Source organism: Clostridioides sp. ES-W-0016-02 (assembly GCF_020641035.1).
Classification (GTDB): domain Bacteria; phylum Bacillota; class Clostridia; order Peptostreptococcales; family Peptostreptococcaceae; genus Clostridioides.
In genome coordinates, this window is sequence record NZ_CP061361.1 from 800,489 (window position 1) to 821,880 (window position 21,392).

A 21,392-nucleotide genomic window follows, 5' to 3' on the forward strand; every position below is an offset into this window, starting at 1 on the left:
ATAAAACTGAGTTATTTAATATATCTTCGGCTTCAAATATTACTGGAGATAGTTAAGGAGGAGTAGTTCAATTTAATAAAAGGAGAGAATTAGTTATGAAAGATGGTCATATACATTCACCTTATTGTCCTCATGGAAGTAAGGATGATTTTGAAAAATATATACAAAGGGCAATTGATGTTGGTCTAACAGAAATGACATTTACAGAGCATTTTCCATATCCAAATGGATTTCAAGACCCTGCACCTGAAAATGATAGTTGCATGAATCCTGAAAATTTATCAAATTACCTTAATGATGTTAAAAATTTCAAGCATAAATATGAGAGCGAAATTAAGATAAATGTAGGAGCGGAAGTAGATTTTCTTGAAGGTTATGAAGAAGGCATAAAAAACAATTTAGATAAATATGGTGATGAATTAGAGGATTCTCTATTATCAGTACATATAATTAAAATTGATGGTGCCTATTGTTGTGTGGACTATAGTGTAGAAGAGTTTCAAAATCTGATTGATAAGCTTGGAAGCATTGAAGCTGTTTATAATAAGTATTATGAAACATTAATAAAAGCTGTAAATGCTAATTTAGGTACATATAAACCAAAGAGAATAGGTCATTTAAATTTAGTTAGAAAGTTTAATCAAGTATTTCCATATAATTATGAAAGAAATAAAGTTCTTGAAGAATTAATAAAGTTAGTTAAAGAAAAAGGATATGAACTTGATTACAATGTTTCTGGAAACAGAAAAGAATATTGTAAAGAGCCTTATGTAGATGGATACTTATTAGAATTAGCAAAAAAATATGATATTCCATTAGTTCTTGGCTCAGATTCTCACTGTGCAGAGGAAATAAATAATTATGATATAGGATAAAGATGTATATATTATAATCCTAAAGTTATGATAATTTATATTTTTAAAGTATTTATTTAAAAGACTGTAAGTAGATTTATGTAAAATAAATCTACTTACAGTCTTTTTGTTAAATTAGAAAAATATTTATAGATTTGTTCAGTATGAAAGTTTTATAATTAATATTTTTTCATGGATATAGCCTATTTTTACTTATCTTAACAATCATAAAGTGCTTTTAGTGTTTAGAGATATTACTGCATAAGTTTATCATTTTCCATTATTATTGGGTCTAGTAATTCTACATTTCCTTCTGACATCTTTAATCTATTGAACATATAATTTTTCACATCTTTTTTACTTTTGAACTTAGTAACTTGGTAAGGTGATGTAGAACCATATTTTTCTATAAATAAGATATCTTTATCAGTTTTGATACATATACCTGTATGACCTATAAATACATTTTTAGTTTCTGGATAACGAAGAAAGCCACTTATAATAGACATATTTTTATTATCTTTAAAAGATATTTTTCTTTTTTTCCACTCTTTTTTTATTTGTTCTGCATTTTTATTTATATCATCTGTGTCTTGAGTTGGTATTGCAGAGAAAAAGTTAATAAATTTTTCTACATCCTTTGAGTTAAATTTTGCATCTCTATTATTCATTATAGTATCTAAATCAATACTTAAATCGATAGAATCTCCAGTAAACTTCTCTTTTGAGTTGATGAAATCTTTAAAAAGTCTAAATGCTGTTATTCTACAATTTACATCCATATAGTTAGGAAACTTTTCCATCCAGTTACTTTGTAATTTATCTAAATTGTATGGAACCTGTTTTGTGTTAATTGAACTATATCCAGACTTAGATATATTTACATTGTTTTGAAGTATTTTAATTTGAAGTTTGTTGTAGCTCCTAACTGATTTAATAAAAATATCAATATCTTTCTTATTTATTTTATTTTTTTCTAATACATTTTTCACTTGATTTTGTGTCTTTCTATCTATTATGTTAGAGTATACTAATCTGCTATTATCTTTAATAGTTGAATATGCAAAGATTGTAAGTATGCTTGATAACACTAAAATAGCAGACAATATTGCTATTAGTAAATTTTTTCTCACCTGTTTTTCTCCTTTATAAATTTATTTTGTCGACATATTTATAGTATATAGTACATTTAATTTTAGCTTCAATATGTTTTTAATTACAAAACTGTTGCAAAAAATATAACTTTATTTAAAACTTTTTTTTAATATATAAAAATATATACTAAATAGGGGTATATATTCTTTGAATTTTTAACTAATTTATTTGGAGATTGATTATAGAATTTTATAAGTAAAAAATGAGTAAGCTATCAATGAAATATATAGTGAGACTAGTTTTTTGGATGTAGTATTTTGGTAAATAAGTAGGTTTGATATATATGATAAATTTTACTTTATTAAAAATAAAATTTATTAAGTTCAATAAATATACTATTAGACTCATTAAAAGTTTAAAAATTTTATTTTTTTAATTCAACTATTCCCCAAAAAATTAGGTTTTAAGGAATAGTTAAATTAAAAAGTTTGGTTACATAATAGTAATTTTAGTTACAAGAATGAAACTGTAAAAATTAGATTTTTATTTATATAATTTCACTAAGAACATTTAATTTAGGAGGTAAAATATGAAGTTAAAAAAATTAAAAACTGGTATGGTCATGGCATTAACAATAATAACTATTGGGACGTCACTGATAAATGTATCAGCTATGGAATTAAACAGGAGTGAAGAATTTGAGACTAAGTACAGTGAAATGAAAAAAGAATTTCAAGAAGAGTATGGAAAGGAAGATAAATTCAAAGTCGTGCTAGATGATGAATTTACAAAAGAAGAAGTAAATGGAGCTAAAGGGATTATAAAGACAACTAATAAAATGAATAATGAGGTTGTAGTTTTAAATTATTTTGATGAAATGAAATCAGGAATTGAATTTGAATTAAAACCAAAAGCTGAAAAAAATGTAATTTTAAGAGCTGAGTTTCAGCAAGGATATGGAAATGAAGATAAATTTAAAGTTGTACTAGACGATGAATTCACAAAAGAAGAGGTAAATGGAGCTAAAGGGATTATAAAGACAACAGATAAAGAAACAGGTGAAGTTATTGTATATAATTACTTTGATGAGCTTGAAAAGTAATATTTAAAGCCTTTAATTAAAAAAAGAATCAGATTTAAAAGTATATAGTATCATGTATAGATTTTAAATTTATAACAATCTATACAGTTAAATAGCCGAATTGTATCAAAAATATAAAAGAATTAAATATAAAAAGAATTGTATAAAAATAAATTTTTCATATAGGGGTGAACTTTACATATTAGAGTTCACCCTTATAAAAAAATATAAAACAACATCTGGCTATATTTAATGTTCAAGTATATTTTTGAATATGTTCATATAGAGTGATTATTTATAGATAGCTGTTATTTACAGACCATAATCTAGTTTAACTTGAGATATTTATATAGTTTTTTTATTTATGGTCTTGAGATATTTATATGGCTTTTTTAACTTCTAGCTTTGATTTTAAAATATCAAGGAATTTATAACAATCGTCTGGATAAATTTCTCCCATATTTGCAACTTGGAACATATTATCATCTAGAAATTTGCCTTTTCCTGGATATACCACATAACCATTTTCTTCTTCTAGTTCTAATATAAATCTATTTATATCAATTTCTTTAGGAAGAAATACAGACGTAACAGTATTAGACATATATTTATCTGGAAGTAAAAATGTTAGACCTAGTTCCTCCATACCATTTCTTAAAATAGCAGAACATTCTTTATATCTTTCTATCTTACTGTCATCTTCTAAAAATTCAGTTAAAGCTTCATTAAGAGCAAATATTAAAGTGACATTAGGTGTATTTGGTGTTTGAGAAGATGATTTTGCAAGCTTATAATGTTTGTAAAGGCTAAGATACACATTTTTACATTGATCTTCTTTAATATTTTGTAAAACGCTTTCTTTAGCACAAAGATATGCAGAGCCTGGAAATGCCCCAAGGGCTTTACCACCAACACCTGTTATTATATCTATATTAAACTCATCAACATCAATGTATTCACCAGCAGATGCACTTATTGCATCAACAAAAAATATTTTGTTATATTTTTTTGCAAGTTTTCCTAATTCAGGTACAGGATTTATCATTCCTGAACTAGTCTCATGAAATACCATAGCAATTACTTTTATGTCAGGATTTTCAAGTAAGTATTTTTCTAAAATATCTAAGTCTGGATATTCAGCCCATTTAAAGTCTGGTTTGTAGGTCTTAACACTATAAGCAGATAATATTTCTTCTAGCCTTTCTCCAAATACACCATTACTAACTAATAAAGCAGCATCTTCTTTATCAAATATAGAAGATAATACACATTCATTTACAGATGTTCCAGAACCAGATACAACTAGAGAATAATAATCAGAAGTTGCATTATATAATTTACCGATTTTTTGTTGTGTATCTTTAAATAAATTCATGAATTCATTTCCTCTATGACATATATCATAGTGAAGAAGTGAATTTCTAACCCTATCTGTAACCATTACTGGTCCAGGACTAAATAGATATGTTTTTTTCATTGCAAATCCTCCTTAAAGTTTAATTTAAATTTTATGATGACTGTTTATGTGTATATATTAAAAGTTTATGTGTTAATTTAACTAGATTATAGAATAAAACTAATAATATTGCAATAATATTTTAATTAAAATACTTTAACAATCAAAAAAAGTAAAAATATACAAAAAATATTGTAATAAATATTGTATAAATCCCCAAGATGATATAGAATATAAATAAGTTGAATAGATTTTATATTCAAAAAATAATAAAAAATCTATTAATTCTGAAAATAAAGGGGGACGCTTAAAGTGAAATATGTATTAGCAATTGATCAAGGAACAACAGGAACAAGAGCAGTATTAATAAATGAAAAATCAGAGTTTGTTTTTAGTGATTATATGGAGCATACTCAAATCTATCCACAATCTGGATACGTCGAACATGACCCTATAGAAATTTGGAATAACACAAAAACTGTAAGTAATAATGTACTACAACAAGCTTTTAAAAGTGGAATAGATGAAAGTGATATAAAGGGAATAGGTATAGATAATCAAGGTGAAACAGTAATGCTATGGGATAAAAATACAGGTATGCCATTATACAATGCAATTGTATGGCAGTGCAGAAGAACCTATGATTATGTTGAAAATTTAAAGAATATACCAGGATTAGAAAATAAGATAATAGATAAAACAGGACTAATCATAGACCCTTATTTTTCAGGGACAAAAATTAAATGGATAATAGATAATGTAAAAGGTGTAAAAGAAAAAATCAAAAATGGAGAAGTACTTGCTGGAACATTAGATAGCTGGTTAATTTGGAAAATGACAGGAGGAAAGTCTTTTTTAACTGATGTTTCTACAGCAGCAAGAACCATGCTTTTTAATATAAGAGATATGAATTGGGATAGAGAATTACTTGATATTATAGGAGTTCCTAGAAGTATTTTAGCGGATATAATGCCTACAAGTGGTGATTTTGGGACTACAGACAAAGGGGCATTTTGTGGTGTATCAATAAAAATTACTGCTTCGATGGTTGACCAGCCAGCAGCTCTATTTGGAAATGGATGCTTTGAGCCAGGTATGGTTAAAAATACTTATGGAACAGGATGTTTCTTATATATGAATATAGGTGAAGAGTTGAAAATAGCGGGTAATGGTATATTAACAACTGTTGCTTGGAAAATAGGAGACAAAATTACATATGCTTATGATGGCGGAGTATATATAGCAGGTGCTGCAATACAGTGGCTTAGAGATGGAATTGGAGTTATAAAAAATTACTCAGAAACTGATGATATGGCTAACTCAATACCAAGTACTGGTGGTGTATATTTTGTTCCAGCGTTTGCAGGGATTGCAGCACCTTATTGGGACCAATATGCAAGAGGTACAATGGTTGGTATAACAGGCAGTACTAAGAAAGAGCATATAGTAAGAGCTACTCTTGAATCTGTTGCACTTCAGGTCAAAGATGTTGTTGACTCTATGAATTTAGCTTCAGGAAAGGATATAAAAATGCTAAGAGTGGATGGTGGAATTACAAAAAATAATTTTACAATGCAGTTTCAATCCGATATATTAGATATACCAATTGAAATTGCAGAAAATCCTGAGACAACAGTGCTTGGAGTAGGATATATGGCAGGTCTTTCCTGTGGTGTTTGGAATAGTATTGATGAAATTAGAAATGAGTTTACAATAAGTAAAGAATACACTCCAAATATGACAAAACAAAAAAGAGAAGAAATTTTGCTTGGGTGGAATCAAGCAGTAAAAAGAGCTATGAACTGGGAAAACGATACCAAAAAGATGTGTGCTAATTAAAGTACAACATAGTATTTACATGTATAGGAGGAATTAAATATGCCCTTTGATAAAGTTATATTATATATAATGGCTGTAGGGGTGCTTTTAGGAGCATTAGATAGGATAATTGGAAATAAATTTGGTCTTGGTGAACAATTCGAAGAAGGTTTTAATTCAATGGGTCCACTAGCTTTAGGGATGGTTGGTATAGTTTGTTTAGCTCCAGTTATCTCAAATGTATTAGGACCAGTAATAATACCAATATTCAATTTATGTGGAGCAGACCCATCTATGTTTGCAACCATATTAGCAAATGATATGGGAGGATATCCATTAGCGATGGAACTTGCACACAATAAAGAAGCAGGGATGCTTGCAGGATTAGTTGTATCATCAATGCTTGGGTGTACACTTGTATTTTCAATCCCAGTAGGATTAGGCCTTATAGAGTATGAAGACAGACCATTTTTTGCAAAAGGGTTATTAATAGGATTAATAACAATACCTTTTGGAGGGATTGTAGGAGGAATGATAGCAGGATTTAATTTATCAATGGTGATTATAAATATGGTGCCAGTAATAATATTAGCAGTAATATTAGCAATAGGTCTGAAAGTAAATTCAACACTTATGATAAATGGGTCTTTAGTTTTTGGAAAAATTATATCTATATTGATAACAATAGGATTAGGTGCAGCAGCATTTCAAGAAATAACAGGGGTAGTACTTATAAAAGGAATGACACCTATAAGAGAGGGTATTCAAGTAATTGGAAGTATTGCAATAGTATTATTGGGTACTTTTCCTATACTACATTTATTAGTTAAAGTTTTAAATAAACCACTTACAGCAATAGGTGGAAAATTAGGTATGGATGCAACAAGTGCAGCTGGATTAGTTTTCACTTTAGCTAATAGTATTCCAGTGTATAAAATGATGAAAGACATGAGCCCAAAGGGAAAAGTAGTAAATACAGCATGGTTAGTTTGTGCAACAGCAGCACTAGGTGATCACCTAGGATTTACAGCAGGAGTAGTGCCAGAGATGATTACACCTGTTGTAATTGGAAAGTTAGTTGGTGGAGTATTGGCGATTGCACTTGCTATGGTAATGACAAAAGATTTAACAGCAGAAGAAGAGCAAAGTAGTAAAATGAAAAAAGAGGTTGTATAAAAGAATTAATGTTAAAGTAAGCGTTAAGCTAAATTAAAAAATAGAGTTAAGTTAAAAAAATAAGGTAAATAAAAAAAGACATAGTGACATAGTAAAAACACTGTATAGTTTAGGTATAAATGGAGCTAAATAAATAATTATTTGGCTCCTTAACTTTAATCAATGATATTTTATAAGGAACTAAAAAGCAATCATATAAGCTAATTATCAGCTATGACTAAAGGTATTCCTTTTTGAGAAAATTCTATAATTATGTCGTGGTCTATACTAGCAGATGTAATAATAGTATCTATATGCTCTATAGGAGCAACAGAAGCAAATGAATTTATTCCAAACTTAGGTGGCTCAACAACTACTATTGACTTTCTAGACCTTTCAATCATTTTTTTTCGAACAAGTGATTCTTCTAAGTGATAGTCAGAAATACCATTTTCAAGTGTAATACCTCCAGCACCTAAAATTGCCTTATCAACATTAAATTGTTCAATGGCTGCTAATGTAAGTGGTCCAGAAAAAGAACCTTCAGTTTCTCTAAGATATCCACCAAGTACATATACTTTTATATTAGTATTCATAAGTTCATTTGCAACCAAAATTGAGTTAGTTATTACAGTTAAGTTTTTTTTGTCTTTTAAACTTTTTGCAACTTCAAGAACAGTAGTTCCAGTATCCATAAAAATAGTGTCATTTGTATTTATAAATTCACTACATTTAAGAGCAATTTGTTTTTTATCATTTGAATTTATTTTTTTTCTTTTAATATAGTTAAGTTCTACGCTACTTGCTATAACTGGTATAGCACCACCATAAACTCTTTTTAAAAGTCCAATACTTTCCATATGTGCTAGGTCTCTTCGTGCTGTTTCTATTGATATATCAAACATTTGGACTATGTCATTTATTTTAATTATATTATCTGATTCGAGAATACTTAAAATCTTCTCATATCTTTCCTGTGGTAACATGGAAAATCCTCCTTGGATTAATATTATTTTAGTTTTAAGCATAACTTATGATGAATTAAGGATTTATGTCTATATGTTAATGTGTGTATATTTAGTAAATAATATTATAAGCGTTATGCAAGATAATTTTACCATATTTCAAACTTACATTTAAGTAAAAAAGTGAAAATAGATATTTAATGACTTAAAATACCTTAAATTTCATAAATTAATTGACTAAAATATAATTTTATTATATAATTTAATTGCATAGAAATAAGGAGAAGTACTCAAGTGGCTCAAGAGGATCCCCTGCTAAGGGATTAGGCTGGGTAACCGGTGCGAGGGTTCGAATCCCTCCTTCTCCGCCAATTATCAAAGGCTATCCTTGTTGAAGGTAGTCTTTTTTGTAATGTCTATTAATAAAAACAACCTAGCAGACATAATTAAAGAAAGGAGGTAATATATGACAACTTTAATTTTCTTTATAGTGGGAATAGCATCTTTAGTGGTTGCTTTCGTTATTGATGGGGGACACATTGGAGCCTTATTTGTATTTTCATCAGCACTTGTTGTTTTTGGTGGAACTATAGGGGCTGTTGGTGCTTCAACACCATTTCCTGTATTCAAAAAGTCCATAAAGATAATGTTGTTAGCTTTTAAAAATAAAAAGCCTAACAATATAGAAAACATAGTTTATTTCAAAGAAATTGCAATCAAGGCCAGAAAAGAAGGTCTTCTTAGTATTGATAAAGAAATAAGCGAAAATGATGAATTGGACCCATTTATTAGAAAAGGTCTTGAACTTATGGTAGACGGCGTTGATGCAGCTACAATAAGAAATATATTAGAATCTCAAATACAAATAACATCAAAAAGACATAAAGAAGGAATAGCAATATTCGATTCAGCAGGAGGGTATGCACCTACACTGGGAATCATAGGTACAGTTATGGGATTAGTACATATTTTAGGAAATCTTTCGAGTAATCCAGATGCACTTGGACCTCAGATATCTGTAGCGTTTTTGGCTACTTTATACGGTGTTGGTTCAGCCAATTTAATTTGGTTACCAATAGCATCAAAGCTTAAAGCTATAAATCAGCAAGAAACTAATGAAAGACTTTTAGTGATAGAAGCGATACTATCTATACTTGAGGGAGATAATTCTAATTTAATGACAGAAAAATTAAAGATATTTTTAAATTCAAAAGAATTAATTGAACTTGGAGAAGCTGATGGTAGAATTGAATAATATAAAAGGATGGAATATTTATGTTACATGATGAAGACGAAAAAGAAGAAAATAATGAGCGATGGCTTTTAACTTATTCAGACCTCATAACATTACTTATGATTTTCTTTGTCATAATGTATTCTATGAGTAATGTTGATGCAGAGAAATATAAACAATTATCTCAATCTCTAAGTTCTGCATTTGGTGGTTCATCTGGAGTTATTGAAGGTGGACAAAATAAAATAGAACCAGTAGTTGACCAAAACAATAATAATCTAGATAGTTTACAAAATCCTGAGTTTAAAGAAGTTGGTGAAAATATTCAAAAGTATTTAAATGAAAGTGGATTGGCAAATTCGGTATCATTAAAAGCTCAAGATAGAGGACTAGTAATAAGCCTTAAAGATACTATATTATTTGATACTGGAAAAGCTGTTATAATAAATGATTCTAGAGATAAGATTATTCAAATAGGTAAGATGTTAAATGAAATGAATAGTTATATAAGAGTAGAAGGTCATACAGATAACCTATCTATAAAAAATTCTGAATTTAAATCTAATTGGGATTTATCAGTTATGAGAGCAACCAATGTTGTCCAACTTCTTATTGATAGTGCAGGTATTGCACCAAATAAGTTGTCTGCTGTAGGATATGGTGAATTTAGACCAATAGCTGACAATTCATCTCCAGATGGCAAATCAAAAAACAGAAGAGTTGATATAGTCTTGGTTGATAGTAAGTTCGATGATGTAGAAAATGTTGGAGAAAATAAATAGTTAAATAAGCTATCTCAATACAGAGTTATTTCTAATAAGGGATAGCTTTTTTATGCGAAAATTAAAAATAGATGATTAGTAAGTTACCTTTTTGTGATAAATATATGGTATCTTAAACATATAATATTTAAATTATGAAAGGACTCAATTTTAAAATTGATATCAAAGGTGAGTAAATAAATGGGTAATAAGAATAAAAACACAAAATATAAAGATAAAACAAGGGCAAGGTATAATAAAAAGGTTGAAACTTTAAATAAAGAGAAGTTAAAAGAATCTAATAAACAACATAAAAAAGAAGATAAGATTACTACTATTATTAATAAATCTAGTATTGTATTATGTGTTCTTTTAGTAATATTTTCTTTACTTTATCTGTTTAAGTTAGTTCAGCTTAATATAATAATGACACTTTTAGTAATTACAGTGGCTATTCAACAAGGTTTGGTATCATTTGGTGCATTTAGAGAGAAGAATTATGCTAAAGGTATATTTTCAATATTTGTAATCATTTGTTTTCTAGTTGCTTTTAAATATACTGTTAGTCCTATTTAAATATATCAGTAAATATTTTATAATTAATATAAGTAATTAAGTTACGGTTTTAATGCTATAATAAATTTTATACATTTGAAGGAGTCGATTTTATGAATAGGAGTGGATTTGTAAAATTAATTATCACATCAATGATTATTTTATTACTTACAGGGTGTGATTTGAAAAAGGAAGAGAGTTATAAACTAGATCCAGAAAATCCGACATCAATAGAAATTTGGCATTATTATAATGGACAGCAAAAAATGGCGTTTGATAAGCTAGTTAAGGAATTTAATGACACTGTAGGTGCTGAAAAAGGAATTATTGTTGAAGCGTTTAGTCAGGGAAATGTAGTTGATTTATCTGAAAAGGTGCTGGATTCTGCTAATAAAAAGGTTGGTTCTGAAGATGTTCCAAATATTTTTGCAGCGTACTCAGATACTGCATATGAAATGGATAAATTAAAACTACTAGTAGATATTGATAAGTACATAAGTAAGGATGAATTAAATGAGTATATAGAAGAATATGTAGATGAAGGTAGACTAAATTCTGATAACGAACTTAAGCTTTTTCCGATTGCAAAGTCTACTGAGATTTTGATGTTAAATAAGACAGATTGGGATAAGTTTGCCAAAGCAACAAATTCAAATATAAATGATATACAAACAATTGAAGGATTAGTAGAGACATCAAAGAAATACTATGAATGGACAGATAGTTTAACAAAAGAGCCTAATGATGGTAAAGCATTTTTTGGAAGAGATGCTCTAGCAAATTATATTATTATAGGAAGTAAGCAGTTAGGAGTAGAAATTTTTTCAGTTAAAGATGGAAAAGTTACACTGAATCTTGATGAAAAGGTTATGAAAAAATTATGGGATAATTTTTATGTCCCATATATAAATGGATATTTTGCATCTTATGGTAAGTTCCGTTCTGATGATGCAAAAACAGGAGATATACTAGCTCTTGTTGGCTCTAGTTCAGGAGCATCATATTTTCCAGATGAAGTAATGTTAAATGATAATGAGAGTTATAAAATTGAGACATCTGTCTTTCAAGCTCCACGTTTTAAAGATAAAGAAAAATATGCTGTACAACAAGGGGCAGGAATGGCTGTAACAAAATCTACTAAAGAAGAAGAGTATGCATCAGTAGAATTTTTAAAATGGTTTACAGATAAAGAGTCTAATGTAAAATTCTCTATTGCTTCTGGATATCTACCAGTAAAGAAAAAAACAAATAATTTGGATGTTATAAAGGATGTTATGAATAAAGACGATTTAAAGGTATCAAGTAAAGTGGAAAGTTCAATTGTTTCATCTATTGAACAGATTAATAGTTGTAAGTTGTACACTAATAAAGCATTTGATGGTGGGACAAAAGCCAGACAAATCCTTGAGTATTCAATGATTGATAAAGCTAAAGAAGATTTAAATAAAATAAATGAATTAATAAAAAATGGAACCTCTAAAGAGAATGCAGTAGCACAATTTAATAATAATGAAAATTTTTCAGCATGGTTTTTAAATTTTAAGACTGAGCTTGAAAATGCTGTAAAAGAGTAGGTGAATTGGCAACGTGTACCAAAATGCACAAAGGTATGGGTGGAATAAATATGGAAAATAATCTAAAAAAGAATAACTCAATAATGAAAAAGATGATATTTCCTCTAATTATTGTTATGCTAATTCAAACAAGTTTATTTTGTGCCACAATTTTATGGGGAGGAACTATTAAAAGACTAAATGATAATTCATTTGATATTTTAAATGAAAGAGTAATTAATCGTAAAAATTATATACAAAATGAGATGTTACAAAGATGGTCAAAGACAAGCGAGACAGAACTAGCTATTAACTCATCTGTAAAAAAGGTTTTAGATGAAAATAATGTCTCAATTAAAGATGTGGGTATAAACGAAGAAATTAATAAAGAAATTATAAAAAATATATCAAAAGATTTAATATATCTTTTGAGAAAAAATTCTGTTACAGGTTCTTTCATAATTTTAAATAACAAAGATATTGAATATGATTCAATAAATAGTAAAGATGAAATAAGTAAGACAGGATTGTATATAAGAGACCTAGACCCTAAATTTAACCCAAATGATAATTCTGATTTGCTAATTGAAAGAGGCTCCTCAGAGATAGCAAGAAGTTTTGGAATATCTATGGATAGTTATTGGGCTCCAAAGTTTTCCTTTAAAAGTGAAAATGAGGAAAAAGGAGATAATTTCTTTTATAAACCATTTAGAGCTGCAATTGATAATCCAAATACATCAAGTTCTAATTTAGGATACTGGGGAAGTCAGTTCTTATTAACAAATGAAGGCGATAGAGTTATAACATATTCAGTTCCTCTTATTTATGAAGATGGAACTGTATATGGAGTACTTGGAATAGATTTAGGTATAAATTATTTAAGAGAGTTGCTTCCATATGGGGAGATAAATGAAAATAAAAAAGGTAATTATATTTTAGGCGTAGATAGAAATGATGATTTGGCATTTGAAAATGTTGTTTCGAATGGTTATACATTTAAAGACAAATTTTGGGATGGTTTACATTCGAACCTTGAGCAAAAAGAATCTTATAAAAATGTATATAAAGTTAAAAATGAAGATGATGGTAAAATTAAAGAAAGTACTTATGCTAGTGTACAATATTTAGATTTATACAATTCCAATACTCCATTTGAAAATGAGCGTTGGGCTCTTTTGGGAATTATTGAAGAAAAAAGTTTATTGTGTTTTTCAAAAAGAGTGGAAACCTTGGTAATAGTGTCTGTTGCAGTTTCCTTAGTGATAGGGCTTATAGGTATTTATATTGCTTCGAGATTGTTTACAAAACCAATTGTTCTTTTGGTTAATAAAGTTAGAAATAGTAATCCATCAAAACCAGTAAATCTTGATAAAATAAACATATCTGAAATAGATGAATTATCTTCAGCCATAGAGCTACTTAGTGCAAATGTTGCAGATTCCTCATCAAAATTATCACAAATTATTGAAATTGCAGATATGCCAATTGGAGCTTTTGAATTATATAAAAATGGAGATAATGTTTTTTGTACAAAAGGATTTTTTAGTATATTTACTACGGATGATGAATTTCAAGAATATGGATATATATCAAAAAGTAAATTTATGAAAAAAATGAATGAAATGGATACATATTTACAGAAAAATTATAAGACAGAAAATATATACATATATAAATTTGAATCTAAAGATAAAACTTCTAAGTGGATAAGATTAAATATTGTTGAAGATGACTTAAAGATATTAGGTGTTGTTGTTGATGTTACAAAAGAGTTTATTGAGAAAATGAAAATTGAGTATGAAAGAGATTTTGATATTTTAACAAATCTTCTAAATAGGAGAGCTTTTTATTCACAAGTACGAGAAAAATTTGAAAATAAAGAAGAGATTAAAATAGCTGCATTTATAATGTGGGATTTAGATAATTTAAAATATATTAATGATACCTATGGTCATGATGCTGGTGATGAATATATTAGATGTGCAGCAGATATACTTAAAAAGTTTATATCATGGAATGGTATAGTTTCTAGACTTTCAGGGGATGAGTTTTATGTATTCATATATGGGTATGAAAGTAAAGATAGCATAAGAACTATTATTAACTCAGTTAAGACACAGATGAATAATACTTTATTAAAGCTTCATGATGGGACAGAATTTAAAATAAGAGCATCAGCAGGAATTTCTTGGTATCCTAGCGATTCAACTAACTATGATGAACTAATGAAATATGCAGATTTTGCTATGTATCAAATTAAAAATACAATTAAAGGTGAAGTAAGTGAATTTGATGTCAATATATATAATAAAGATTCATTCTTGTTGCATAATAGAGAAGAGTTAAATAAATTAATTGATGGTCAATTGGTTGAATATGCATTTCAGCCTATTGTGGATTGTAAAGGTGAAGTATTTGCATATGAAGCACTTATGAGACCCAAAATGGAAACTTTTAGTTCTCCAATGGATGTTATTAGATTGGCTCGTTCACAGTCTAAGTTATATCAAATCGAACGTATCACATGGTTCAAAGCACTTAAATCTTTTAAGAGATATAGGGAACAGTTTGGAGTGTGTAAATTGTTCTTAAACTCTATACCAAATAATAATTTATCAAAAGTTGATTTTGAAGAAATAGAAGATTTATATGGTAATTATCTAAATAGGGTAGTGCTAGAAATAACAGAGAATGATAAGATTAGTGAAGATTTTATTGACAAAAAGAAAGTGTATATAAATCAGTGGAATATAGAAATTGCTTTAGATGATTTTGGAACAGGTTACAATGGCGATGCTGTACTACTGTACATAATGCCAAATTATGTGAAGATTGATATGTCTATTGTAAGAGGTATTGACAAAGATGAAGATAGAAGAAAAATACTAAAAAACCTTATTTCATATTCTAAAGAAAGAAATATTAAAGTTATAGCAGAAGGTGTAGAAACCAAAAGTGAAATGGAAGCATTAGTAGCTATTGGAATAGATTATATTCAAGGATATTACATTGGTAAACCAGAATTTGTTCCTCAAGATATAAGTGATAAAATTAAACAGGAACTCAAGATATGTTATGAAAATAGAGATGATATAGTTTAATAGAAGAAAAATTAAATGTATTTTTAGGATACTTTTAGTTTATAATTAAAAAAGAAAATAGGATGATTATAAATTAAGGTGGTGGATGTAATAATCACAACAAATATAGATATAAGACAGTTAAATGAAAATCAACTAGAAGCAGTTGAACATATAGATGGGCCTTGCATGATACTTGCAGGGCCTGGTTCAGGTAAGACTAGGGTAATTACATATAGAATAGCTAATATGGTAGTAAACAAAAATATAGCACCAGCAAGAATATTGGCGATAAGTTTTACCAAAGCATCCTCAGTAGAAATGAAAAATAGAGCATTGAGTTTAAGTGATGATATAAGACTCAATAAGGTAACATATGGCACTTTTCATTCTGTGTTTTTTAAGATTTTGAGGTATTTTGAAAGGTACAATTTAGATAGCATATTTGATGAAAAGTCAAAGAGGATAACAATAAAGGCAATATTAAAAAGTCTAAATATAGAAAATGCAGATGATGATGAAAATATAGGTCAAGTTATAAATGAAATATCTTATGTAAAAAATGAACTTATGGATAAGAATGAATTTAGCTCAGAAGTGTTGACAAAAGATGAGTTTTTAAAAGTATATAATTTATATGAAGAGCAAAAATCAAAAGTTAATAAGATTGATTTTGATGATATGCTTATAAAGACTTATTATTTGCTTTTGAATAATAAATCAGCCTTAGAAATGGTTAGGAATGTATATAAATATATATTGATAGATGAATTCCAAGATATAAATAAAGTGCAATTTGAGGTTTTAAAGTTAATTTGTAATCCACTAAACAACATATTTGCGGTTGGAGACGAAGACCAAAGTATATATGGTTTTAGAGGAGCTAGACCAGATTTTTTGCTTGAATTTGAAAAATATTTTAATAATACTAAAAAAATAGTGCTGGATGTAAATTATAGGTCTAAAAGTGAAATAGTAAATACTGCAAACAGGCTTATAGAAAAAAATAGAAATAGATATGAAAAAGTTATTAAATGTAGTCAAGGTAAGGGAGGCATTGTGAGTTATATTTCTCCATATGATTCAGAGGAAGAAGCTTTACATATTGCCAAGGAAATAATTGACGAAATAAAAAAGGATTATGTAGAGTATTCAGATTTTGCAGTAATTTATAGAACTAATATACAGTCAAGAGCCTTAGTAGATGTATTTATGGATATGAGAATTCCATTTGTAGTAAAAGATTCAGTAATTACAATATATGACCATTGGGCAAGTCAGGATATACTAGCATATTTAAGAATAGGTATTAATCCAAAATCAAATAAAGATTGGTTAAGAATTATAAATAAGCCATTTAGATATATATCTAAAGATAATGTAAATATGGTTAAAGATGAAAAAGATTTTGTAACAGCACTAATAAACAAATGTAACCTTCATCCCAAACAAGTCAAAACAATAACAGATTTGGAGATAGACTTGAGCTATTTGAATACTTTAAATCCTAAAAATGCAATATCTTATATTAGAACTAGTCTTGATTATGATAGATATGTCTTGGATTACTGTAGCAATAGAAAGATAAAGACTAATGGGCTTGTAGAGATATTAAACGAACTTGAGAGTTCTGCTACAAATTTCAATACAGTGACAGAGTTTTTAGACCATATTGAGAGAGTAAAGATTGAGTTAATGGAAAATAACAAGAATAAACAGACTGATGGTGTTATATTTACAACTATGCATAGTGCAAAAGGATTAGAATTTAGGAATGTCTATATTATAGGTGCAAATGAAGGAACAATACCTCATGAAAAATCATATGATATTTGTAAGGAAGAAAAAAAAGAGGAACAATTAGAAGAAGAAAGAAGACTTATGTATGTAGCTATTACAAGAGCTGAAGAAAAACTATGTATAAGTTCTACTTTAAATAAATATGGTAAAAAAGTTGATAAATCATTGTTTATCAATGATATAAAATCTCCAACTAAAAAAGAAATTGATAGTATTGGTGTTGGTGATAAGGTATACCATAAAAAATTTCACGAAGGCGAAATAATCAAAAAAGATGGAAACATGTTTACGATAAAGTTTAAAGATAGAGAGCGAACTTTAGATTTGAAAACTTGTTTATTGAAGAATATAATCCATATTATTTAACTTAGTATATAAAATTTAATAAATATAAGATATATTATTTATAAGTATTTAAGCAATGAAAATGAAAGAGAAAAATATTATTTATAAGTATTTAAGTAATGAAAATGAAAGAGAAAAATATTATTTATAAGCATTTAAGAAATAGAAACAAATAAGAAGTATATTATTTGTAATTACCTAAAGAACAGAAATAAATAAGAAATACATTATTTATAAATATATGGATAATATTAACAAGCATGTAATACAATATCTAAATTTTAGAAAATAAAATTATTAAAAAAATAAAAAACTTATTGACAAAAATATTAGAAGGAAGTACAATTGTATTAACAATTTAAGGAAACAAATCCAGTGATAGAGAAAGTAGCATATATGGATTTACAGCGAGTTAGGGGTTGGTGTAAGCCTAGCAATGAAGTCTATGTGAAGAGAGCTCTGGAGGAAATTATCAGAAGTTTTAGTTAGTATGATAATTGGTTTGCCCGCCTTAAGGGATTGAGAGGATAAGTACTTACTTATCAAAAAGAGTGGTAACGCGGATATAATTCGTCTCTTAGCTGTAAAGCTAAGGGACTTTTTTGATTTTAAAATTAAAATATCCCTGTAGCTATAAAGGCTAAAATTCACAAATTTTGAAGGTTGTATAAGTATTTATCAATAAGAGTGGTAACGCGGTAAAGTCGTCTCTTAGTCATTAAAGACTGAGGGACTTTTTTTGTAACTCGAAACATTAAAGTATTAAAAATTTGAGGGAAAATTATAATTAAAAGAGAGGGGTAGTTAAAATGAAAGTATTTAAAAAATTATTAAGTTTAGGATTAGTATTAGGATTAACATTATCGCTAGTAGGATGTAGTGGTGGAGAAGAAAAAACAAAATTAGAGCAAATAAAAGAAAGTGGAAAATTAGTTGTCGGTACTAGTGCAGAATTCCCACCATTTGAATTTCATAAAGTAGTAGATGGTAAAGATTCAATAAAAGGATTCGATGTAATGTTGGCTGAAGAATTTGCAAAGGAACTTGGTGTAAAGGTTGAAATTAAAGATATGTCATTTGATGGATTAATAGGTGCTTTAAATGCAGACCAAGTTGATATGGTTCTTGCAGGGATGTCTCCAACACCAGAAAGAGAAAAGAGTGTTGATTTCTCAGAATTATATTATTTAAGTAGAAATGCAGTTATAGTTAAAGATGCAGATATAGACAAAGTAAAAACTGAAGACGATTTGAAAAAACTTAGAGTAGGGGTACAGGCAGGAAGCATTCAAGAAGAATATGTAGTTAACACTCTAAAAATGACAACTACAAAATCTTTAAAAGCAATACCTGATTTAATTACAGAATTAAAAAATGGAAACATAGATGCAGTTGTTACTAATGAGGCAGTTTCTTTAATAAATGTTAAAAAATATGATGGAATAAAAATGGCAAATACTGAAGTTGGTAAAGATGTAACAGAAGGTATGGCAGCAGCAATCAAAAAAGCTGATAACAACAAAGACTTTATAGAATTATTAAATAAAAAAATAAAAGAATTACAAGATGGTAAAAAAATAGAAGAATTTTTAAATGAAGCATCTACTGAAGCTGCTTCAAATTAGTAAGAAAGTTATGTGGGAGATGAAATTATGAGTTTAGATTTTAGTTTTTTAAGTAGATTTGGGACTTCTTTTTTGGAAGGAACAGGTGTGACAGTAGGAATTTCTCTTGTGGCATTATGCTTTGGATTTGTAATAGGTATAATTATCTGTATGGCAAAAATATCAAAGAGTAAAGTATTAAGAGTAATATCATCAATCTATATTGAGATTTTAAGAGGAACACCATTATTAGTACAGATATATATAGTATGGTTTGGATTACCTCAATTAGGAATAAGATTCCCTATGTTATTTGGTATACCAAGTGAATTTATAGCTAGTGCATTTGCATTGTCAGTAAACTCTGGTGCATATGTGGCAGAGATACTTAGATCAGGTATACAATCAGTTGATAATGGACAAATGGAAGCAAGTAGATCATTAGGATTAAATTACTGGTCAACTATGAGATATATAATAATACCTCAAGCTATAAAAAATATACTACCTTCATTAGCAAATGAGTTTATTACACTTGTAAAAGAATCTTCAATAATATCTGTAATAGGTGTTGTTGAGATAATGCGTACTGCTGATATAGTAAAAAATGCAGCATTCAGAGCATTAGAGCCATTAATAGTAGCAGCAGCAATTTATTTTGTTATAACATTTACTCTATCAAGATTAGTTGGATTATTAGAAAAGAAACTATCTGTGTCTAACTAGATGAGAGCATGTTTAGCATTTAGGGAAAACATAGAATAGTAAAAAGGAAAGTGATAATATGATTACAATAAAAAATTTAAGTAAATCTTTTGGAGATTTAAATGTATTAAAAAATATAGACTTAGAAATCGCTAAAGGCGAAATAATGGTTATAGTAGGTCCAAGTGGCTCTGGTAAAAGTACACTTCTTAGATGTATGAATTTATTAGAAATACCTACAGGTGGAGAGATAATATTTGAAGGAAAAAATTTAGTTGATAAAAAAACTAATATTGATGAAGTTAGACAAAATATAGGTATGGTGTTTCAGAACTTTAATTTATTCCCACATAAGACTATTTTAGATAATATAACATTGGCACCAATTAAATTAAAAAAAATGACTAAGGAAGAAGCAGAAAAAAAAGCAGAAGTTTTATTAAGTAGAGTTGGTCTTTTAGATAAAAAAGATTCATATCCATCACAATTATCTGGAGGGCAAAAGCAAAGAATAGCAATAGCGCGAGCTCTTGCTATGGAACCAGATATGATGTTATTTGATGAGCCAACATCTGCTCTTGACCCAGAAATGGTAAATGAAGTTTTGGATGTTATAAAAGAACTTGCTAAAGAAGGAATGACAATGGCAATTGTAACTCATGAAATGGGATTTGCTAAAGAAGTTGCAGATAGAGTTATCTTTATAGATGGAGGAAGTATTCTTGAGGAGGATTCTCCAGAAGAAGTCTTTGGAAATCCAAAACACGATAGAACAAAATCATTCTTAGCAAAAGTGTTATAATATATAAAAAAAGGATGTATTGATATTAGAAATTCAATACATCCTTTTTTAGTGATAATTAATATAATTTTTAAAACTAAAATTATACTGACATTAACTTTATCTTAGCTTAATATTATATTTTTGCAGAAAAAAAAAGAGCTCGGGGTAAGCTCTTTTTTTCCATCGAATTAGTTTCCGATATTAATTCGATTTTTAATAAATATAAAATATATCCTTATGAAAGGGTATTGGGAATAGATATATTAACTAACTAGGGTTACCAGGGGGATAACCTTAATTTATTATAACAAAATGCGACACAAAAATCAATATTTTTTTTGATATAAATTATAAAAGTTATTTTTATAACAAGTAAGCTTATAAAAATAGACTTTATAGCAAAAATAAGTATATGTATAATATAATATATTTATTTTATATAATATATTATTTTATCATATATTGTATGTTATCACGTATTTTTGTAGGGTATAGTATAAATATATTATATTTTAGCATAAAATTTTGTAGTTAAGTGAAAAAACTA

Annotated in this window: 16 protein-coding genes, 1 tRNA gene and 1 other annotated feature; of the genes, 14 read left to right on the forward strand and 3 right to left on the reverse strand. The window is 27.9% G+C overall.

The features are described 5' to 3' along the window. The first annotated feature begins 95 nt into the window (after positions 1 to 95). Positions 96 to 875, forward strand: coding sequence for a histidinol-phosphatase HisJ (gene hisJ, locus IC758_RS04070; RefSeq protein WP_227860779.1), 780 nt, complete (start codon positions 96 to 98; stop codon positions 873 to 875). Positions 876 to 1,108: 233 nt separating this feature from the next. Here the strand turns inward: hisJ and IC758_RS04075 are convergent, their stop codons facing one another. After that, positions 1,109 to 1,987 (reverse strand): DUF4300 family protein, encoded by an 879-nt coding sequence (locus IC758_RS04075; RefSeq protein ID WP_227433434.1) that lies wholly within the window; start codon positions 1,985 to 1,987, stop codon positions 1,109 to 1,111. Positions 1,988 to 2,538: 551 nt separating this feature from the next. Between IC758_RS04075 and IC758_RS04080 the strand changes: the two genes are divergently transcribed. Further along, positions 2,539 to 3,051 carry a hypothetical protein gene (locus tag IC758_RS04080; protein WP_227433433.1) on the forward strand — a complete coding sequence of 171 codons (513 nt, stop codon included), beginning with the start codon at positions 2,539 to 2,541 and terminating at the stop codon, positions 3,049 to 3,051. A gap of 358 nt (positions 3,052 to 3,409) precedes the next feature. Here the strand turns inward: IC758_RS04080 and IC758_RS04085 are convergent, their stop codons facing one another. Then, entirely contained in the window at positions 3,410 to 4,507 is a 1,098-nt protein-coding gene (locus IC758_RS04085; protein WP_227433432.1) for a pyridoxal-phosphate-dependent aminotransferase family protein, read from the reverse strand. 291 nt (positions 4,508 to 4,798) lie between these two features. Between IC758_RS04085 and glpK the strand changes: the two genes are divergently transcribed. Next, positions 4,799 to 6,325: a glycerol kinase GlpK gene (gene glpK, locus IC758_RS04090; protein WP_227433431.1), complete on the forward strand. Its 1,527-nt coding sequence runs from the start codon at positions 4,799 to 4,801 to the stop codon at positions 6,323 to 6,325. A gap of 39 nt (positions 6,326 to 6,364) precedes the next feature. Continuing rightward, positions 6,365 to 7,480, forward strand: coding sequence for an ethanolamine utilization protein EutH (locus tag IC758_RS04095; RefSeq protein ID WP_227433430.1), 1,116 nt, complete (start codon positions 6,365 to 6,367; stop codon positions 7,478 to 7,480). A 200-nt stretch (positions 7,481 to 7,680) separates the two neighbouring features. Here IC758_RS04095 and IC758_RS04100 read toward each other — a convergent pair whose 3' ends face one another. After that, positions 7,681 to 8,445, reverse strand: coding sequence for a DeoR/GlpR family DNA-binding transcription regulator (locus IC758_RS04100; RefSeq protein ID WP_227433429.1), 765 nt, complete (start codon positions 8,443 to 8,445; stop codon positions 7,681 to 7,683). Positions 8,446 to 8,704: 259 nt separating this feature from the next. Here IC758_RS04100 and IC758_RS04105 point away from each other — a divergent pair. The 10 genes from IC758_RS04105 to IC758_RS04150 all read left to right on the forward strand — a co-directional run bounded on the left by IC758_RS04105 (position 8,705) and on the right by IC758_RS04150 (position 20,863). Beyond that, a tRNA-Ser gene (locus IC758_RS04105) sits at positions 8,705 to 8,795 on the forward strand. 95 nt (positions 8,796 to 8,890) lie between these two features. Continuing rightward, positions 8,891 to 9,679: a flagellar motor protein gene (locus tag IC758_RS04110; RefSeq protein ID WP_227433428.1), complete on the forward strand. Its 789-nt coding sequence runs from the start codon at positions 8,891 to 8,893 to the stop codon at positions 9,677 to 9,679. 20 nt (positions 9,680 to 9,699) lie between these two features. Then, positions 9,700 to 10,440: a flagellar motor protein MotB gene (locus tag IC758_RS04115; protein WP_227433427.1), complete on the forward strand. Its 741-nt coding sequence runs from the start codon at positions 9,700 to 9,702 to the stop codon at positions 10,438 to 10,440. A 180-nt stretch (positions 10,441 to 10,620) separates the two neighbouring features. Next, positions 10,621 to 10,995: a hypothetical protein gene (locus IC758_RS04120; protein ID WP_227433426.1), complete on the forward strand. Its 375-nt coding sequence runs from the start codon at positions 10,621 to 10,623 to the stop codon at positions 10,993 to 10,995. Positions 10,996 to 11,087: 92 nt separating this feature from the next. Further along, a complete protein-coding gene (locus IC758_RS04125; RefSeq protein WP_227824731.1) occupies positions 11,088 to 12,548 on the forward strand; it encodes an extracellular solute-binding protein in 1,461 nt (486 codons plus the stop codon). Positions 12,549 to 12,598: 50 nt separating this feature from the next. Beyond that, positions 12,599 to 15,628, forward strand: a complete 3,030-nt coding sequence (locus IC758_RS04130) for an EAL domain-containing protein (RefSeq protein ID WP_227835910.1) — start codon at positions 12,599 to 12,601, stop codon at positions 15,626 to 15,628. 78 nt (positions 15,629 to 15,706) lie between these two features. Beyond that, positions 15,707 to 17,773, forward strand: coding sequence for an ATP-dependent helicase (locus tag IC758_RS04135; RefSeq protein ID WP_227824733.1), 2,067 nt, complete (start codon positions 15,707 to 15,709; stop codon positions 17,771 to 17,773). A gap of 345 nt (positions 17,774 to 18,118) precedes the next feature. After that, positions 18,119 to 18,333, forward strand: a binding site (T-box leader). 228 nt (positions 18,334 to 18,561) lie between these two features. Then, positions 18,562 to 19,377 (forward strand): transporter substrate-binding domain-containing protein, encoded by an 816-nt coding sequence (locus tag IC758_RS04140; protein WP_227831276.1) that lies wholly within the window; start codon positions 18,562 to 18,564, stop codon positions 19,375 to 19,377. 27 nt (positions 19,378 to 19,404) lie between these two features. After that, the gene (locus IC758_RS04145) at positions 19,405 to 20,082 is read left to right on the forward strand and encodes an amino acid ABC transporter permease (protein WP_227433421.1); all 678 of its coding nucleotides are present in this window, start codon (positions 19,405 to 19,407) and stop codon (positions 20,080 to 20,082) included. A 58-nt stretch (positions 20,083 to 20,140) separates the two neighbouring features. Continuing rightward, positions 20,141 to 20,863, forward strand: a complete 723-nt coding sequence (locus IC758_RS04150) for an amino acid ABC transporter ATP-binding protein (RefSeq protein WP_227433420.1) — start codon at positions 20,141 to 20,143, stop codon at positions 20,861 to 20,863. The last annotated feature ends 529 nt before the right edge of the window (positions 20,864 to 21,392 follow it).

Excerpts from the sequence above, each read along its gene's own strand:
- IC758_RS04080 (WP_227433433.1), top strand. The coding sequence starts at position 2,539 with ATGAAGTTAAAAAAATTAAAAACTGGTATGGTCATGGCATTAACAATA.
- IC758_RS04115 (WP_227433427.1), top strand. The coding sequence starts at position 9,700 with ATGTTACATGATGAAGACGAAAAAGAAGAAAATAATGAGCGATGGCTT.
- IC758_RS04095 (WP_227433430.1), top strand. The coding sequence starts at position 6,365 with ATGCCCTTTGATAAAGTTATATTATATATAATGGCTGTAGGGGTGCTT.
- IC758_RS04085 (WP_227433432.1), bottom strand. The coding sequence starts at position 4,507 with ATGAAAAAAACATATCTATTTAGTCCTGGACCAGTAATGGTTACAGAT.
- IC758_RS04120 (WP_227433426.1), top strand. The coding sequence starts at position 10,621 with ATGGGTAATAAGAATAAAAACACAAAATATAAAGATAAAACAAGGGCA.
- IC758_RS04140 (WP_227831276.1), top strand. The coding sequence starts at position 18,562 with ATGAAAGTATTTAAAAAATTATTAAGTTTAGGATTAGTATTAGGATTA.
- hisJ (WP_227860779.1), top strand. The coding sequence starts at position 96 with ATGAAAGATGGTCATATACATTCACCTTATTGTCCTCATGGAAGTAAG.
- IC758_RS04130 (WP_227835910.1), top strand. The coding sequence starts at position 12,599 with ATGGAAAATAATCTAAAAAAGAATAACTCAATAATGAAAAAGATGATA.
- IC758_RS04110 (WP_227433428.1), top strand. The coding sequence starts at position 8,891 with ATGACAACTTTAATTTTCTTTATAGTGGGAATAGCATCTTTAGTGGTT.
- IC758_RS04150 (WP_227433420.1), top strand. The coding sequence starts at position 20,141 with ATGATTACAATAAAAAATTTAAGTAAATCTTTTGGAGATTTAAATGTA.
- IC758_RS04100 (WP_227433429.1), bottom strand. The coding sequence starts at position 8,445 with ATGTTACCACAGGAAAGATATGAGAAGATTTTAAGTATTCTCGAATCA.
- IC758_RS04125 (WP_227824731.1), top strand. The coding sequence starts at position 11,088 with ATGAATAGGAGTGGATTTGTAAAATTAATTATCACATCAATGATTATT.
- IC758_RS04145 (WP_227433421.1), top strand. The coding sequence starts at position 19,405 with ATGAGTTTAGATTTTAGTTTTTTAAGTAGATTTGGGACTTCTTTTTTG.